The organism is Nocardia rosealba, from assembly GCF_020216065.1.
Classification (GTDB): Bacteria; Actinomycetota; Actinomycetes; order Mycobacteriales; family Mycobacteriaceae; genus Nocardia; species Nocardia rosealba.
In genome coordinates this window covers 1109377-1126646 of record NZ_JAIWNA010000001.1, presented here as the reverse complement: position 1 = coordinate 1126646, position 17270 = coordinate 1109377, and the positions used below count along the sequence as shown (strand labels likewise).

17 protein-coding genes are annotated in these 17270 nt (G+C 67.6%); 12 read left to right on the top strand and 5 right to left on the bottom strand.

Annotation, left to right across the window (positions count from 1 at the left end; all coding sequences use genetic code 11):
- The first annotated feature begins 20 nt into the window (after nt 1–20).
- The gene (locus tag LDL21_RS05090) at nt 21–1235 is read left to right on the top strand and encodes an acyl-CoA dehydrogenase family protein (RefSeq protein ID WP_225278970.1); all 1215 of its coding nucleotides are present in this window, start codon (nt 21–23) and stop codon (nt 1233–1235) included.
- A 56-nt stretch (nt 1236–1291) separates the two neighbouring features.
- On the opposite strand, the gene LDL21_RS05085 is transcribed toward LDL21_RS05090, so the two are convergent.
- Nucleotides 1292–1882, bottom strand: a complete 591-nt coding sequence (locus tag LDL21_RS05085) for a maleylpyruvate isomerase family mycothiol-dependent enzyme (protein ID WP_225278969.1) — start codon at nt 1880–1882, stop codon at nt 1292–1294.
- A 67-nt stretch (nt 1883–1949) separates the two neighbouring features.
- Between LDL21_RS05085 and LDL21_RS05080 the strand changes: the two genes are divergently transcribed.
- Complete coding sequence (locus LDL21_RS05080) at nt 1950–2141, top strand: hypothetical protein (protein ID WP_225278968.1); 192 nt, start codon at nt 1950–1952, stop codon at nt 2139–2141.
- 2 nt (nt 2142–2143) lie between these two features.
- Here LDL21_RS05080 and LDL21_RS05075 read toward each other — a convergent pair whose 3' ends face one another.
- Nucleotides 2144–3106 (bottom strand): DUF5996 family protein, encoded by a 963-nt coding sequence (locus LDL21_RS05075; RefSeq protein ID WP_181700346.1) that lies wholly within the window; start codon nt 3104–3106, stop codon nt 2144–2146.
- A gap of 137 nt (nt 3107–3243) precedes the next feature.
- On the opposite strand from LDL21_RS05075, the gene LDL21_RS05070 reads away from it, so the two are divergent.
- The 10 genes from LDL21_RS05070 (at nt 3244) to LDL21_RS05025 (ending at nt 13958) form a co-directional block, all read left to right on the top strand.
- Nucleotides 3244–4227 carry an AurF N-oxygenase family protein gene (locus tag LDL21_RS05070; protein WP_181700348.1) on the top strand — a complete coding sequence of 328 codons (984 nt, stop codon included), beginning with the start codon at nt 3244–3246 and terminating at the stop codon, nt 4225–4227.
- Between the two features lie 47 nt (nt 4228–4274).
- Complete coding sequence (locus LDL21_RS05065) at nt 4275–4589, top strand: type II toxin-antitoxin system Phd/YefM family antitoxin (protein WP_225278967.1); 315 nt, start codon at nt 4275–4277, stop codon at nt 4587–4589.
- Nucleotides 4586–4963 carry a PIN domain-containing protein gene (locus LDL21_RS05060; RefSeq protein WP_067491626.1) on the top strand — a complete coding sequence of 126 codons (378 nt, stop codon included), beginning with the start codon at nt 4586–4588 and terminating at the stop codon, nt 4961–4963. The genes LDL21_RS05065 and LDL21_RS05060 overlap by 4 nt, the downstream gene beginning before the upstream one ends.
- A 101-nt stretch (nt 4964–5064) precedes the next feature.
- Complete coding sequence (locus LDL21_RS05055; protein WP_067491624.1) at nt 5065–5685, top strand: hypothetical protein; 621 nt, start codon at nt 5065–5067, stop codon at nt 5683–5685.
- Between the two features lie 91 nt (nt 5686–5776).
- Nucleotides 5777–6268 carry an ArsR/SmtB family transcription factor gene (locus LDL21_RS05050; protein WP_181700353.1) on the top strand — a complete coding sequence of 164 codons (492 nt, stop codon included), beginning with the start codon at nt 5777–5779 and terminating at the stop codon, nt 6266–6268.
- 79 nt (nt 6269–6347) lie between these two features.
- On the top strand, nt 6348–7991 hold the full coding sequence (locus tag LDL21_RS05045) for an acyl-CoA synthetase (RefSeq protein WP_372462136.1): 1644 nt from the start codon (nt 6348–6350) through the stop codon (nt 7989–7991).
- 128 nt (nt 7992–8119) lie between these two features.
- Nucleotides 8120–9778, top strand: coding sequence for an acyl-CoA synthetase (locus LDL21_RS05040; protein ID WP_181700357.1), 1659 nt, complete (start codon nt 8120–8122; stop codon nt 9776–9778).
- A gap of 49 nt (nt 9779–9827) precedes the next feature.
- On the top strand, nt 9828–10382 hold the full coding sequence (locus LDL21_RS05035; RefSeq protein ID WP_225278965.1) for a hypothetical protein: 555 nt from the start codon (nt 9828–9830) through the stop codon (nt 10380–10382).
- Nucleotides 10383–10826: 444 nt separating this feature from the next.
- Nucleotides 10827–12266 (top strand): PepSY-associated TM helix domain-containing protein, encoded by a 1440-nt coding sequence (locus tag LDL21_RS05030; RefSeq protein ID WP_225278964.1) that lies wholly within the window; start codon nt 10827–10829, stop codon nt 12264–12266.
- 111 nt (nt 12267–12377) lie between these two features.
- Nucleotides 12378–13958 carry an alkaline phosphatase D family protein gene (locus tag LDL21_RS05025; protein WP_225278963.1) on the top strand — a complete coding sequence of 527 codons (1581 nt, stop codon included), beginning with the start codon at nt 12378–12380 and terminating at the stop codon, nt 13956–13958.
- Here LDL21_RS05025 and LDL21_RS05020 read toward each other — a convergent pair.
- The 3 genes from LDL21_RS05020 to galK form a co-directional block, all read right to left on the bottom strand.
- A complete protein-coding gene (locus tag LDL21_RS05020) occupies nt 13955–14197 on the bottom strand; it encodes a hypothetical protein (RefSeq protein ID WP_181700366.1) in 243 nt (80 codons plus the stop codon). The genes LDL21_RS05025 and LDL21_RS05020 overlap by 4 nt on opposite strands.
- A 12-nt stretch (nt 14198–14209) precedes the next feature.
- Complete coding sequence (locus tag LDL21_RS05015; protein ID WP_225278962.1) at nt 14210–15901, bottom strand: sodium:solute symporter family protein; 1692 nt, start codon at nt 15899–15901, stop codon at nt 14210–14212.
- 153 nt (nt 15902–16054) lie between these two features.
- Nucleotides 16055–17167, bottom strand: coding sequence for a galactokinase (galK, locus tag LDL21_RS05010; protein WP_225278961.1), 1113 nt, complete (start codon nt 17165–17167; stop codon nt 16055–16057).
- Nucleotides 17168–17270: the final 103 nt, after the last annotated feature.

Sequence of the window (17270 nt, the reverse complement as noted above, 5' to 3'; positions counted from 1 at the left end):
TACCTTCCAGGAGACTTCCCATGATCAATCTCGAACTCCCCAAGAAGCTGAAGGCGAGCGCCAACCAGGCCCACCAGGTCGCCGCCCAGATCTTCCGTCCGATCTCACGCAAGTACGACCTCGCCGAGCATGCGTACCCGGTCGAACTCGACACCATGTCGGCCATGGTCGAAGGCCTCGCCGACTCGGGCACCCAGCAGATCGGCGGCGCCTCCGGCGGTCGTGGCGACACCGCGACCGACCTGCTGACGGCCAACGCCAACGGCGGCAACATGTCGTCGCTGATGAACACCCTCGAAACCGCGTGGGGCGATGTCGGCCTGCTGCTGACCATCCCCTACCAGGGCCTTGGCAACGCGGCGATCGCGGCCGTGGCCACCGATGAGCAGCTGGAACGCTTCGGCAAGGTATGGGCCTCGATGGCCATCACCGAGCCGGCGTTCGGTTCCGACTCGGCCGCCGTATCGACCACCGCCGTCCTCGACGGTGACGAGTGGGTGCTCAACGGTGAGAAGATCTTCGTCACCGCCGGTGAGCGGTCCACCCACATCGTGGTGTGGGCGACGGTGGACAAGAGCCTCGGCCGGGCGGCGATCAAGTCGTTCGTCGTCCCGCGTGACGCTCCGGGTCTTTCGGTGGCACGGCTCGAGCACAAGCTCGGCATCAAGGCCTCCGACACCGCGGTACTGCTGCTGCAGGACTGCCGCATTCCGAAGGACAACATCCTTGGTTCGCCGGAAGTCAACGTGGAGAAGGGTTTTGCCGGGGTCATGCAGACCTTCGACAACACCCGCCCGCTGGTGGCCGCCATGGCCATCGGTGTCGCCCGCGCCGCGCTCGAGGAGCTGCGCACCATCCTCACCGAGGCAGGCGTCGACATCTCCTACGACACCCCCGCGATGAACCAGCACGCCGCGGCGGCCGAATTCCTGCGGATGGAAGCCGATTACGAGGCGGCCTACCTGCTCGCCCTGCGCGCGGCGTGGATGGCCGACAACAAGAAGCCGAACTCGCTCGAGGCCTCCATGTCGAAGGCCAAGGCGGGTCGCACCGGCACCGACGTCACCCTCAAGGCCGTGGAACTCGCAGGCGCCGTCGGCTATTCGCAGCGACTGCTCCTGGAGAAGTGGGGCCGCGACTCGAAGATTCTCGACATCTTCGAAGGCACCCAGCAGATCCAGCAGCTCATCGTCGCCCGGCGCATCCTCGGCAAGACCAGCGCCGAACTGAAGTGATCGGATAGCGCGAAAATCGGTGCGAGTCAGCTGATTCGCACCGATTTCTCGTTGTGTCAGGCAGTGCGACCGGTGGCGAGAAGAAGCAGGTCGATGGCGGGGGCTTTGATGTCTTCGGGGCCTTCGCCGTAGGTCCAGTCGGTGTCGGTGGCGGTCAATCGGGTTGCGCGGAAACGTTTCTTGGCGCCGTAGAAGCGGCTGGCGATGGTGTAGTCGAGGGCGGGGACGACGCGGTCGACGGGGGTTTCGTAGGGGCGGGCGAGGGGGCGGGCGATGTCTTGGCCGTGGACGATGATGTCGACCAGGGGGTCGAGGACGCCGGCGCCGGGTGCGCGGCGGGTCGAGTCGGCGAAGGCGCGGAGTTCGATGAGCAGTTCGGCCGGGGTGTGGCGGGCGGCGCGGGTGGTGGCCATGTCGGCGTTCATCCGGTTCCAGTTGCCCTTGGCGCGCAGGACGGCCACGAGGGTCTCGCGCAGCGTATCGGTGGTGCTGACGTGGGCGAGGACGTCGTGGATCGTCCAGCCGGGGCACAGCGACGGCGTTGCCCATTCGCCGGGGGTGAGGTCTTCGAGAAAGTCGGCGAGGGCGAGCCGTTCGGCTCGCACCCAGTTCTGCACCTGCGCGTCGTCCATGACCACGTCTCCCATTCGTCGCTCGCTACCGGTACCGACGACGCGGCCGCCCGAAACTCATCGACGTGCGATGATTCGCACCGTGGGGAAGAACTCGAAGCCGAATGCCGTGATGATCCTGGGCGTGGCCGGTGGCGTGGCGATCGGTTTGCTCGCCGCGAACTGGAGTGCGATGCGGGCGCTCGTCTACGCGGTGATCTGGCTGGTCGCGGCGGGAATCCTGCTCTACCGGCAGCGCCGGGAAGCAGCGGAGAAGACCGCCGAACGGGAGTGATCTCAGATGGTTGTCGTGTCGTCGGCGTGGAGGCGGCGGTCCAGGCGGTGCGGGTTCACGTCGAGCAGCGCCCGATCCCAGTCGGCAAGGTCGGCAGCGGCGGCGTAGGTCGTATCGAGGAAGTGCAGGAGGGTGGCGTCGGGGTCGTCCGACTCACGAACCACCTCGTACGGCAGGACGAACTCGCCGAGTGCCGCGTCCCAGTGCGCGCCGTCGGGTCCCACGGGCCGCGACGAGTACCCGTCGGGGGCCGGATAGCTGTAGGCGTAGAACATGCCTTCGGTTCCGCCGGGCCAGAAACCCGCGCTGGCGCATTCACGCGAATACGCCTCCTCCATCACCCAGTTCGCGCAGTTGGGTGCCCCGCCGGGATGCGTGGGCGCGCTACGCCCGGAGAAGCGGGTGCAGGCCAGGTCGAGCGAACCCCAGAACAGATGCACCGGGCTGGACTTTCCGGCGAAGCCGGCTCGCCACAGCTGGAACACCCGGTTCGCCTGCACGAGTTGTTGCCAGTAGATGCCGACCGCATCGGCGTCGTAGGACTGATGAACGGTGTCCTCGGCGAACGGGATCGCGGGGTCGACCTCGTTCGGTGAGGCCTCGATATCGACCGTGATGTCCAAGCGTCCGAGCACCGCGACGAGCTCGGCGTAGAAATCGGCGACGGTGCGTGGTCGCAGCGCGAGCGTGGCCCGGCGTCCGTCGCTGGTGCGCAGCACGAGTTCGTGTGCGGCGAAATCGAATTCGATGTCGAGAATGCGGCCGTCGACCGGGATGGCGCCGGTGGCCAGCCCCCGCGCGCTCACCGTGAACGTGACGTTCCACCAGTGGTTGATCAGCGGCGTGCCAGCCATCTTCAGCTTGCCAACGATCTGCGACCACATGTGCAGGGTGTCGCGGGTATCGGCCCAGGTGTCGACCTTCAGGGCAGGCCAACGGGCCTTCTCCGGTGTCAGTCGAGGCATAGGGTTCTCACTCCTTCGGTGCGCGGCGGGGCGATCGGATTCCTGGAGCAGCCTCATCCTACGGCGAGTCGACACTTGTCTGAGACCCCGGGTCTCATATAACGTGCGAGCTGCGCCACACAAAGGAGACACCGCTGATGCTGTCGACAGCCAAGAACACCGCGACCGATCCCGAGTACCACGAGATCCTGCGCAACCTGTCCGAAGGCTCGGTGAACCGGCACTTCGATCCCTATGTCGACATCGATTGGGATTCGCCCGAGTTCGCCGTGCACAGCGACGACCCGCGCTGGATCATGCCCGACGAGGACCCGCTCGGCCGTCACCCCTGGTACAAGGCGCAACCGATCGAGAAGCAGATCGCCATCGGGATGTGGCGCCAGGCCGGTATCGCCAAGGTCGGCCTGGATTTCGAGCAGCTGCTCATCCGCGGGCTGATGCAGTACCTGATCTCGGTACCCAACGGTGATCCGGAATTCCGGTACGTCACGCACGAGGCTGCCGAAGAGTGCAACCACACGATGATGTTCCAGGAGATGATCAACCGCATCGGCTACCGCGATGTGATCGGCATGGGCACGATCGACCGCAAGCTCACGATGATCATCTGGCCCGCGGTCAAGTACTTCCCCGAGCTGTTCTTCACGATGATCCTCGGCGGCGAGGAACCGATCGATCACCTGCAGAAGTCGCTGCTGCGCGGCGGTGTGGACCTGCATCCGATGGTGCACCGGGTGATGCAGATCCACGTGGCCGAGGAGGCCCGCCACATCTCCTTCGCCCACGAGTACCTGCGCCGCAATGTGCCGGGCATGAACGTGGTCACCAAATCCCTGCTGTCGGTGCTGTTCCCGGTCGCGATGCGGATCATGCTCGACATGATCATGACCCCGCCCAAGGAGTTCGTCGAGAAGTTCGACATCCCCGCCGAGGTGATGCGCGAGGCCTACTGGTCGAACCCGGAATCGCAGACCATGATGCGCAACATCTTCGGCGATGTGCGCGCGCTGGCCACCAACAGCGGCCTGATGAACCCGGTTTCGCGCCTGGCGTGGCGGCTGCTCGGCATCGACGGACCCGTCACCCGGTACCGCAGCGAACCGGCCCGCAAGGCCGCCTGAGCCGAAATTCGCCGTACCCCACTGTACACAGCGATGTACAGTGGGATATGGCCGATTACGACAGTGTTCCGCTGACCGAATTGCGGGGTCAGCTCGGTAGTGTTTTCGACGGGGTGTCCGCGAGCGGACGACCGGTGATCGTCACCAGGGAGGGGAAAGAATTGGTCGCAGTGGTACCGGCGGAAATCTTGCGGCACGCGGCATTGCCGCCCGCCTATTTCAACGACGACCTGCGCGAACAGATCCTCGGCAGACTCGACGACCGGATCAAACAGCATTCCGCCGAGGACATCGCCGAGGCGGAGGCGAAACTGAGCAAGGTGATGGGCGCGCTCGACGGCACGAGCGCGAGCCGCCGGTGAGCGTCGCCGACCACACCGCCCTCACCTCGCTCGCCCTGTCCCCGCTGTTCGGGCAGGTCATCATGCGCCAGTTCACCCAGCAGCGCCGCATCATGGTGGTGCCGACGGTGAGCCTGATGGCCGCCATGCGCGCGGTCGACAATGTCGACGAACTCGGCCGCCTGCTCGACAACCGGGTCGCGGTGCGCTGGGCCGATCTCGACGCGGCGGGCGCCATTCGCACGGGAACCACCGTTCCCATCGCCGACAATCACACCGATTGGCCGCTCATCGCACCGGTTGTCTTCACCGCGCAGAATCTCGACATGCCGGTGCTCACCGCGAAACCCGAGTTGTATCGCGGATACAAGGTGCACGTAGCCCCCATGCCCTGAACTGTATTTTCGCGGGGGCGGGCGATAAACGTGATCCAGGTCTCCGTTACGGTGCCAGCGACAGGAAAAGCTGTACCAGGAACACTCTAGGAGAGCTGGTTATGCAGAGTTTCATGCGTCGTTTCACCACCGCGGTAGCCGCGACCTCGGTCGCCGCCGCCATTGTTTTCGCCGGCCCCGCCGTCGCCGAACCCACCGAGACCCAGACCGTCGACGTGGCTGCCGCCGTGTCCCAGCTGCGCACCTCCGTCGCGGACAACCCCGGCGCGCTCGCCGCCCTCGACCAGCTCGTCGCCGACGGCACGGTCGATGTCGCCCTGCCCGCGCAGCCGTTCCAGATCCCCGCCACCTCCGATATCGGCCAGAACGGTGGCGGACCCGGCGTGTACGGCTCGGGTATCGCGCTCGATGTCGACGGTTTCCGCTTCGGCTTCTTCGGCGGGCCGGGCACCATCTCGCCGAATCAGAACGGCGCCAAGCTCGAGGTGATGTGGCTGAACCTGTCGAACGGGCAGAGCGGTACCGCTGTGCTCACCGAGCACATGGACGTCCCCGTCGACACCACCATCCGCACCGCACCGCTGAACACCGGCGGCGGCCTGATCGTCGCGGCGGTGTACGGCAGCCTGTGGCACCGCTGGCCCGACGCCGGCCAGCCGGACGGTTACGCCTACCGGCTGGGCCACATCCAGCAGCCGTCGTTCGGCGCCGTCACGCGCTGATTCGCACCGACCACGACACCCCGGGCCCACATGGTCCCGGGGTGTTCGCGTCGGGGCAACGGCGGGCCCGGCGGTGGCGTAGGTTGACCGCGTGGATCTGGACGAGCGACTCGAGGCATTGGAGCGGCGGGTCGCCGCCCTCGAAGGCACCGCGCACACCGACGAGCGGCTGCCCTGGGCGGTGGCGCGATTGCGCGCGGAATTCGACGATGCGGGCGACCGCAACGGCGGCGTCCTGCTTGCAGGCGCGCTGAAGCTGCCGACGGGTGAGCGGGTGGACTGGCAGGCGCAGTACGCCACCGACGCCATCGTCGGCGACATCTGGACCATCGAAGCGGCCAATTGCCTTGCCGCCCTTGCCGATCCCGTACGCCTGCGACTGCTCCGCGAGATCGTGTACGGTCGCCGCACCGCCGCGGACCTGGCGGCCATCGCCGAACTGGGCACCTCGGCCGAGATCTATCAGCATCTGCGTCAGCTGGCGGCGGTCGGCTGGTTGCAGACCGCGGGTCTCGGCCGCTTCGAGGTGCCCGAGGGCAGGCTGGTTCCGCTGCTCGCCGCGCTGGCCAGCGCGCAGCGATGATTGGGAATTGTCCCAATTGCCCTGATTTGCCACTGTGACGCAGGCCACCACACTGCTACCGTGAGCATCGAGACAAACGATGTGTGGAGGTAGTCGAGTGAACGTGGCCCATCTTCTCGAAACGGTGAAAGCCCTCGGTGTTCTGCGTTCGCGTGGCGTCTCCGATCCCACCAAGCCGCTCGAGACCCTGCGGACGATGAAAGAGTCCAAGATCTACGGCCCGCAGGCCACCCTGGTCCGGCACTCCGCCCGCGTCGCACCCGAGCAGGTCGCCCTGGCCGACGAACGCGGCGAACTCACCTACCGCGAACTCGACGACCAGTCCACGGCGGTGGCCCGTGGTCTACAGGCGGCCGGGATCAGCGAGGGCATGGTGATCGCGGTCCTGGCGCGCGACCATCGCGGTCTGATCATGTCGATGATCGCCGCGGGCAAGCTCGGGGCGCGCATCGCGCTGATGAACACCGGGTTCGCCAAACCGCAGTTCGCCGAGGTGTGCGAGCGCGAGAAGGTGCGCGCGGTCCTGCACGACAGCGAGTTCCTCGGCCTGCTCGACGCACTACCCGCGGACCTGCCGCGCTACCTCACCTGGGTCGACGAGGGCGCCGAGATCCCGGCGGGCGCAACCACTTTCGACGACCTGATCGCCGCCAACTCCGCCGAGCCGCTGCCCGCGCCGAGCAAGCCGGGCGGTTTCATCATCCTCACCAGCGGCACCACCGGCCTGCCCAAGGGCGCGCCGCGCACCAAGGTGACGCCGATGGCCACCGCGCAGTTCGTCGACCGGGTGCCCTTCCCCAAGCGCGGCGTGATGATGATCGTCTCGCCGATCTTCCACAGCACGGGTCTGGGTACCTGGCTGGTCGGCACCATCCTGTCGAACAAGATCGTGATGCGGCGCCGCTTCGACGCCGAGGCCACGCTGGCCTCGATCGCCGAGCACAAGGTGGAGATGCTGGTCTGCGTGCCGACGATGCTGCACCGGATGACCGAGCTGCCCGCCGAGGTCCGCGCGAAATACGACCTGTCGTCGCTGAAGGTCATCCTGTTCGCCGGGTCGGCGCTCACCCCGGAGCTGTGCATCCGGGCCACCGAGGTGTTCGGGCCGGTGCTCTACAACCTCTACGGCTCCACCGAGGTGGCCATCGCGTCCATCGCCAACCCCGCCGAACTGGCGGAGGCGCCGGGCACGGTCGGCCGCTCCCCCATCACCTGCGAGGTCCGCCTCTACGACGAGCACGACCAGCCGGTCCGCGAACCCGGCGCCAAGGGCCGGATCTTCGTGCGCAGTGGTGCCCCGTTCGAGGGCTACACCGACGGCAGGCACAAGCAGATCATCGACGGTTTCATGTCCAGCGGCGACATGGGCCATTTCACCGAGTCCGGCCTGCTCATGGTCGACGGCCGCGACGACGACATGATCGTCTCCGGCGGCGAGAACGTCTACCCGCAGGAGGTGGAGAACCTGCTGATCGAGCACCCGCAGGTGTTCGATGTGGCGGTGGTCGGCGTCGACGACCCCGAGTTCGGAAAACGACTGCGCGCCTTCGTCGTTCCCGAGTCCGGCCACACGCCCGACGCCGCCGCGCTGCAGGCCCACGTGAAGGAGAACCTGGCCCGCTTCAAGGTGCCGCGCGAGGTGGTGTTCGTCGAGGAACTGCCCCGTAATGCCACCGGCAAGATCCTGCGCCGGGTGCTCATCGACTATGACGTGTCACAGTGATGGCTCAGCGCTGAGACGGGCGACACAGTAAGAGCGTCGTGCTTGCTATTGTTAGCACCAGCACTGGATCTCGAAGACGCGGTCCGGCCCCGCGGTGACGCGGGCTCGGTCTGCCGAAAGGCTGTTCGATGTCTCTGTCTCTGCCCGCGCTAGGCGGCACGGCTCGACGCGCGGGCGATTTCGCCCTCGGTGTCAAGGTCATGGTCGACCGCAAGCTGTTCAACCCGCTGCGTCTCGACCATGCCGCGCGCTCGTTCCGCAATGTGTCGAAATTCGGCCCGTTCGCCGGTGTGGTCATGCACGCCGCCCAGACGCGACCCGGTGCGGGCGCGATCGTCGACGAACGCGGTGAGCTCACCTTCGGGCTGCTCGACGAGCAGTCGAGCGCCCTGGCTCGTGGGCTGCGCGCCAGTGGCATCAGCGAGGGCGATGTGATCGCCGTGCTGGCGCGTGACCACCGTGGCATGGTGCTGAGCCTGCTCGCGGCGGGCAAGCTCGGCGTGCGCGCGGTCCTGATGAACACCGGCTTCGCCAAACCGCAGTTCGCCGACGTGGCCACCCGCGAAAAGGTCAAGGCGGTGCTGCACGACAGCGAATTCATGGATCTCATGAGCGCCATTCCCGCCGAGATCCCGCGCATCCTGACCTGGGTCGACGAGGCGCACGGTGTCGACCCGTCGATCCCGACGGTCGAGTCGCTGATCTCGGGGCGCTCGGTGGAACCGCTGACCCCGCCGAGCAAGCCGGGCGGCATGGTCATCCTGACCAGCGGCACCACCGGTACCCCCAAGGGTGCCCCGCGCGACAAGGTGAGCCCGTTCGCGTCGGCCCAGTTCGTCGACCGCGTGCCGCTGCCCTACAACGGCACGATGATCATGGCGGCGCCGATCTTCCACGGCACCGGTCTGTCGCAGTTCACCCTCGGTCTGGCGCTGGGCAACCGGGTGATCTTCCAGCAGCGCAAGTTCGACCCCGAACAGACCCTGGCCAATATCGTGAAGTACCAGGCGGATTCGCTGGTCGTGGTCCCGACGATGCTGCAGCGCATCCTCGACCTGGACGAGAAGATCCTGGCGAAGTACGACCCGTCCACGATCAAGGTGATCTTCGCGGCGGGCTCGGCCATCGCGCCCGATGTGGTGACCCGCTGCCTGGACTACTTCGGCGACAGCCTCTACAACCTCTACGGTTCCACCGAATGCGCGGTGATGACCGTGGCGACCCCGGAGGATCTGCGCAAGTCGCCGACCACCGCGGGCAAGCCGCCGGTCGGTATCCGCATCGTGCTGCTCGACGAGAACCGCAAGCCCATCACCGAGCCGAACGTCACCGGCACGATCTTCGTGGACAACGGTTTCGCCTTCACCGGTTACACCGACGGCCGGACCAAGGAGATGGTCGACGGCATGATGTCCAGCGGCGACGTCGGCCATTTCGACGCCGACGGTCTGCTCTACATCGACGGTCGCGACGACGACATGATCGTGTCCGGCGGTGAGAACGTCTTCCCGCTCGAGGTGGAGAACCTCATCGCGGGCCGCCACGACGTGTTCGAAGCGGCCGTGGTCGGTGTCGACGACCGCGACTACGGGAAGCGTCTGCGCGCCTTCGTCGTGCCCGGGCCCGACTCCGCCCGGGATGCCGACGAGATCAAGGACTTCGTGCGCCAGAACCTGGCCCGCTACAAGGTGCCGCGCGAAGTGATCTTCCTCGACGAACTCCCCCGCAACGCGACCGGCAAGCTGCTGCGTAAGCCGCTGATCGAGATGGACATCGACGGGCAGTGATCCCGTCGCACCGTCGGGACCCGTCTCGGCGGTGCTTTATCATCGGCCGGTGATCATCGAGTTCCGGCAGGCGTCCGCGCCGTCGCGTGCCCTCGGCGCGCGCGTGCGCGGTGCCTGTGCGGGCTCGATGTCGGGTGCGTTGTCGCTGGCCGCCCACGGGCTGGCCGCCGGGAGCGCCATGCCGGGCAGCACCACGGTCGTGCTGCTGGCGGCGGTGTCGGCCGTGGTCGGTGCGCTGGTGGCCGGGCCGGTGCGTCACGGTGCGCTCGGGCTCGCGGTGGTGCTGCTGGGCGGTCAACTCGTGGGTCACACCACGATGAGCTGGTCCGGTCACGGACACCACGTGGAGGATTCGCTCGGCCTCGGCATGCTCACGGCGCACACTGTCGCGGCGGTGCTCGCCGCGGTGGTCGTCATCGGCGCCGAAGCCGCTTACCGCGCCGTGGGCGCCCTGCTGGCCCGCGCCCTCCCCCAGCGCTACCGCACCCCGCGCATTCCCGGTCGCGCACCTCTGCGCCTGACCCACCGCGACCGCGTCATTCTGCGCGTCCTCACAGCGCGATCGCTGCGCACCCGAGCCCCGCCTCTCGCCTTCGCCTTCTGACCTTTCCCGGTGCGCGCATTCTCGTGCACTGGTCACCAATGCATGCCCCCGTGCTCGGCGGCTGTGGGTCTCGCCGGCCGACTGGCTTCGTGCGCGCCCGCTCATCTTGATCGCGGAGGTCGGTGCGCTCGCACAGCTCCGCTCTGGCGGCTCATCGTGGTCGGCAGCTGGAAGCTCCCCTCACGGCGTCGGCCACTGTGGCTCGCACAGCGGCGGCCGAGGCATGCCGCGCGAAGTCGTTCGGTGGGCTCGTGCCGGACAACTCCGACTTCGTGTCGGCGGAGCGCCCGGGCCGGCGAAAGCCGCGGTGGCTCGTGTCTTCCAGCGCGGATGTCGATTCTGCGCGAGCTGCCGAGGCCTACCTCGGCGAGAGCGCTCGAACATGCGGTGGCTGCTGCTCGCGATGGTGAACACCGGGCTTCACTACTTCAGAAACGAATGATGATGAGTATTACCGATATTCGTCCGGCCGAGAGTTCGGTCGCGGACGGTGAGCGGGCACCTCGCGCACGGCGCGGGATGCGGCTCGCTCCCCTGGCCATACGGCTGCATTTCTACGCGGGGTTCTTCGTGGCCCCGTTCATCCTGATCGCGGCGCTCACCGGCGCGCTGTATGCGATCGCGCCGACGATCGAAGGGTTCGTGTCGCGGGATCTGCTTCAGGTGCAGACCTCCGGGCCGGATCAGGCATTGTCGGCGCAGGTGGGCGCGGCGGTCGCCGGCAAGCCCGACCTGGCGTTGGTGGCTGTCGCCCCGGCCGCGACCGACGGTGAAACCACGCGGGTGTTGTTCAACGATCCTTCGCTGGGTGATTCCGAACGTCTCTCGGTGTTCGTCGACCCGCACACCGCCCAGCCGGTGGGCGAGGCCGTCGTCTACGGCAGTGGTGGCGCGCTGCCGTTGCGTGCCTGGCTCAGCGAGTTCCACCGGAGCCTGCACCTGGGTGAACCCGGTCGGCTCTACGGCGAACTCGCGGCCTCCTGGCTGTGGGTGATCGCCCTGTTCGGGCTGGTGCTGTGGGTGAACCGGGTGCGCAAGCGTCGCGCGCGCAACGGTGCCCGGTGGCTGGTGGCGCCGGATCTCTCGCAGCCGAGACGCCGGAAGATGAACTGGCACGGCGCGATCGGTGTGTGGACGCTCCCGGTGGTCCTGTTGCTCTCGGCAACGGGTCTGACCTGGTCGGTCTATGCCGGTGAGAACGTGACGAAGCTGCGCGAGGAAATGAGCTGGACCACCCCGGCTGTCAGCGTCGCGCTCCCGGGCGCGGAGGCACCGGCCACCGCCGGCGGCGACCACCACAGCGGCGGCACCACCACACCGACCCCAGCCGACCAGAGCGCCCGCATCGTCCAACTCGATCGGGTTTACGAGGCCGCGCGTGCCAACGGCATCACCCAGGCCGCCGAGATCACTGTTCCGGCGGAATCGGACGCCGCTTTCGGAGTCAAGGAGTTGCGCCGGCCGGGTATCTACACGATCGACTCCGTCGCGGTCGACGGCGACGGCACGGTCACCGATCGGCTCGCCTACGCCGACTGGCCGTTGATGGCCAAGCTCACCAACTGGGGTATCGCCTTCCACATGGGGCTGCTGTTCGGCGTGGTCAACCAGCTGTTGCTGCTGGCGATCATGCTCGGTCTCGTGGTCATGATCGTCCTCGGCTACCGGATGTGGTGGCAGCGGCGGCCCACCCGCGCGGGCTCGTTGCCGATGCCCCCGCGGCGCGGAGTGCTGCGCAAGACGTCGCTGTGGATCACGGTTCCGCTCGTCGCGGCGGCCTTGGTGATCGGGTGGTTCGTGCCCCTGCTCGGGTTGAGCCTGCTGGGGTTCTTCCTGATCGACGTGGCGCTCGGCCTGGCCGCCCGCGCCTACCCGAACAGCTGAGTGCGCTGTCGGCGAGGTGAAACCGCCTCGCCGACAGCCGCTTTCAGCCCGCCGACCAGCTCTTTCCCCGCGTGCACGGTCTGCCCGGCGCGGGATGCTTAGGATCGGGGCATGGCGATCGACCGGCGGCAATTCCTCCGATACGGCGCGGCCGGGTCGATCGTGGCGGCGGTCGGGGTGTCGGCGGCGAGCAGCGCACCGTTTCCCGCGCCACGTTTCCTGGGCGAACCGTTCTCCCTCGGCGTGGCATCCGGCGAACCGACACCCGACGGCGTGGTGCTGTGGACCCGGCTCGCCCCCGACCCGCTGGCCCCCGACGGGTACGGCGGCATGCCGGTCGACCCGGTGACGGTCGACTACGAGGTCGCCGAGGACGAACGATTCAGCAAGGTCGTCGTCCGGGGTTCGGCGGTGGCCACCCGTGCGCTCGGGCACAGCGTGCATCCCGAGGTGACCGGTCTGACGCCGGATCGCTGGTACTACTACCGCTTCCGCGCGGGCTCGGCCATCTCACCGGTCGGACGCACCCGCACCGCGCCGCCGCCGGACCGGTCGACGCAGCGGATGCGATTCGCGTTCGCCTCGTGCCAGTCGTGGAGCTCGGGTTACTACACCGCCTATGAACACATGGCCGCCGAGGACCTCGATCTCGTCGTCCACCTGGGCGACTACATCTACGAGTCCTCGTGGGTGGTCGCCCGGCGCGGTGTGAAGCTGCCGCCGCAGCTCGAGGGCGAAGCGGTCGACCTCGCCGGATACCGGCTGCGCTACGCCCAGGCCAAGGCCGAAGCGCCCCTGCAAGCCGCCCACGCCGCGTTCCCCTGGCTGGTCACCTTCGACGACCACGAACTCGACAACAACTGGGCCGGTGAGCATCCCGGCCTCGGCAACGACGTGCACCGCCTGCCGTTCCTGTTCCGGCGCCGCAAAGCCGCCGCGTTCCAGGCGATGTACGAGCATCAGCCGATGCGTCTGGCCCAGCTCCCGTCGGGTTCGTCGATCCGTCTGCATCGCCGCTACCGCTTCGGTGACCTGGCCGAATTCACCATGATCGACACCAGGCAGTACCGCGACGAGCAAGCCTGCGGCGACGGCAAAGCGGTGCTCGACTGCGCCGACCGGTACTCCACCGGGCGCTCGATTCTCGGTGCGGCCCAGCGTGACTGGCTCGTCGACGGTTTCGCCGCGTCCACCGCACGCTGGCAGATCCTCGGCAACCAGGTCGCCATGGCCGAATCCGACTACGATCCCGGCCCGGATCTGCTGCTCGGCACCGACGCCTGGGACGGCTACATCGCCGACCGCAATGCGGTGCTCGGCGCCGCCGTCGACCACGACGTGGCCAACCTGGTGGTGATCACCGGTGACCGGCACGAGAACTACGTCGCCGACCTACACCGCGACTACACCGATCCCGAATCACCGGTGGTGGCCACCGAATTCACGGGCACCTCGATCAGTACGGGCGGCGACGGCGAGGACTTCCCCGACACCGGCCGTGCCCTGCTGGCCGCCAACCCGCACATGCGGTTCTACAACAAGCAACGCGGCTATGTGCGGGTGGAGCTGGACCATCAGCTGTGGCGCAACGACTTCCGGGTCGTGCCGTACGTGCGTTCGCCGGGCGCGCCCATCAGCACCCGCGCCAGTTTCGTCGTGCAGGACGGCATTCCCGGCACGATCGAGGCCTAGTGGGTGAAGTCCTCCAGCGTCTGCTCGGGCACCTCGGGCACCTGCACGGGACGCAGCAGCGCCCAGCCGACGAATATCACTGCCACCCCGGCCATTCCGAGCCCGGCCCACAGATTCACGTCGACCCCACCGGTTTTCACCTCCTGGGCGGCGGAGTCCTGCAGCAGTGAGGTGACCACGAGCACGACACCGTAGAGGCCGAGCAGGGCACCGATGATGGTGCGGATATCGAAAAGCATTGCGACGACTCCTTATCCGATGACGATATTGAGCGCGACCACCAGCACGAGCGCGATCCCGGCGAGCAGAACCGGCCGCTGATACCAGGGCAGCGAGTCGGCGTCGGCGTCGGTGCGCAGCGCCTTGGGGGTCTCCGAATACACCAGGCCGACCAGTTCGGCGGCCGGCTTCGGCCGGGTCACCATCGTCACCGCCACGCTGACGACGATATCGACGACGAAGGCCACACCCGCGGCGACGAAACTGGCACCCTGCCCCGACAGCGAGGTCACCCCCGTCTCGTTGAGCACGAAAACCACGATGGCGGCCAGCGTGCCGCTGACCAGGCCGATCCAGCCCGCGGCCGCGGTCATCCGCTTCCACAGCATGCCGAGGATGAAGGTGGCGAACAGCGGCGCGTTGAAGAAGCTGAACAGCGTCTGCAGGTAGTCCATCATGTTGCTGAACCCGCCCGCGATGAACGCGGTGAAGATCGCCGCCACCGTCGCACCGACCGTGGCCAGCCTGCCGACCCGCAGGTAGTAGCCGTCGGACCGGTCCTTGCGCACGTACTGCTGCCACAGGTCGAAGCTGAACACGGTGTTGAACGCGGAGATATTGGCCGCCATGCCCGCCATGAACGCCGCGAGCAGACCGGCCAGCCCCACCCCGAGCAACCCGTTGGGCAGCACCTCTTTCATCAGGAACAGCAGCGCCTGGTTGTAGGTGACATCGCCCTCGAAGTCCGGGTTCGCGGCGACCTGCTGCTTGTACTCGATCATCTGCGGGACGAGGACCGCGCTTATCATGCCGGGGATCACCACGATCAGCGGGATGAACATCTTCGGGTAGGCGCCGATGATCGGCGTGCGCTGCGCGGCCGCGATCGAATGTGTGGCGAGGGCTCGCTGCACCTCCACGAAATTGGTCGTCCAGTAACCGAACGACAGCACGAAGCCGAGGCCGAACACGATGCCCATGATCGAGGCGAAGTTGTCGGTGAACCCGCTCATCGCGTTGCCCGGCCAGGTCTCCAACTGGTCGGCGCCGCCCGGTGAAGCACTCACCTTGTCCTGCAACCCATCCCAACCGCCGACCCGATGCAGCCCGACGAGGGTGAGCGGCAGCAGCGCGGCGACGATGACGAAGAACTGCAGTACCTCGTTGTAGATCGCGGCCGAGAGCCCACCGAGAGTGACGTACGACAGCACGATCGCCGCGGCGACCGCCACCGAGATCCACAGCGGCCAGCCGAGCAGCACATTCAGGATGGTGCCGAGCAGGTAGAGGTTCACCCCGGCGATCAGCACCTGCGCCACGGCGAAACTCAGCGCGTTCACCAGATGCGCGCCGGTGCCGAAGCGCCGGCGCATGAACTCCGGCACCGAACGCACCTTGGAGCCGTAGTAGAACGGCATCATCACCACGCCCAGGAACAGCATGGCGGGCACGGCGCCGATCCAGAAGTAGTTGAACGTGGGGAAGCCGTACTGAGCGCCGTTGGCCGACATGCCCATGATCTCCACCGCGCCCAGGTTGGCGGAGATGAAGGCGAGACCCGTCACCCAGGCGGGCAGCGACCGGCCGGACAGGAAGAAGTCGACGCTGGAGGACACCCGACTGCGCGCGATCAGGCCGATGCCGAGGACGAAGACGAAATACAGGGCGACCAGCGCGTAATCGACCGGAGCCGCGTCCAGTCGAAGCGAATTAGCAAGCGGCACAGTGGATCCCTCCTGAACTGGGAACCGGGCGGCGTAGAGCGTCGTTCACACGGCGCGGGCTGCGACGCCCGCCGAACTGTTTTCGGTTGGTACCACTGTGCGTGATCGTGCCCCGCGTCACACCCGAAACGGGGTGAACAATTGGGCAACCGTTCAATCCAGTTTGCGGGCGCCCGCCCCTGGTTCGGCCGTGATCACCCGGGGCGCGGCCAGGTCCGCCGCCGTGAAGCGCCGCCCGATCGCGGCGCCGATCCGGTCGGCGTCGGTGCGTTCGACCAGGGCGAGCACGCTGCCGCCGAAACCGCCGCCGACCATCCGCGCACCGTAGGCGCCCGCGTCGAGTGCCGCGTCGACGGCGAGGTCGAGCGCCGGTGTCGAGACTTCGAAATCGTCGCGCAGTGACCGGTGGGAGGCGGTGAGCAAGGGACCGATGGCGCGCGGGTCGGCGCCGGAACGCAACCGGGTGACCACGTCGAGGACGCGATCGTTCTCGGTGACGACGTGGGTCGCCCTGCGGCGCAGCACCGGATCGTGCAGGCGAGCCATGTTCAGCTCGGTGGCGTCACGCAGGGCGTGCACGCCGAGGACGGCAGCGGCCGCCGCGCATTCGTTTCGGCGCTCGGCGTAGCCGCCGTCGGCCAGATCGTGTGGGTGACCGGTGTCGGCGACGATCAGCGCCAACCCCGCGGCCCGCAGGTCGAACGGGATCTGTTCCACCGCACCGGCTTCGCCGTTCAGGTAGGCACGCACATCGAGGAACAGGGCGTGGCCCTCGGTGCACAGGATGGCGGCGGACTGGTCGAGGATGCCGGTCGGCACACCGGCGAAACCGTTCTCGGCCGCACGCGCGATCCGTACCATCGCCCGGTCGTCGAGGCCGGGCGCGAACAGGTCGCGCAGGGCGACGGTCACCGCGCAACACAACGCCGCCGAACTCGACAGACCCGCACCGATCGGCACCGCGCCGTCGATTTCGAGATCGACCCCGGGGATCGGGCGTCCACCCGCGACGAACTCGCACACCACACCGAGCGGGTAGCGCGCCCAGCCGGGCAGCTGATCGCGTTGCCCGGCAAGATCATCCAGGGCCAGTTCGACGGCCTCACCCGGCCGCTGTGCCGACCCGACCCGCACCCGGCCGTCCGTACGCGCCCCGGCCGCACACACCACCCCGAGCGACAACGCGATCGGCAGCACGAACCCGTCGTTGTAGTCGGTGTGCTCGCCGATGATGTTGACCCGGCCCGGCGCGATCCACCTGTCCACCCACACTCCCTTCTCACCGCCCCCGCTCACCACCCCTGCGGACCATCAAACACCGTCTACCCGCGCGGCAGCCGAATCCCCATCGCGACGGCGCGGGACGTGT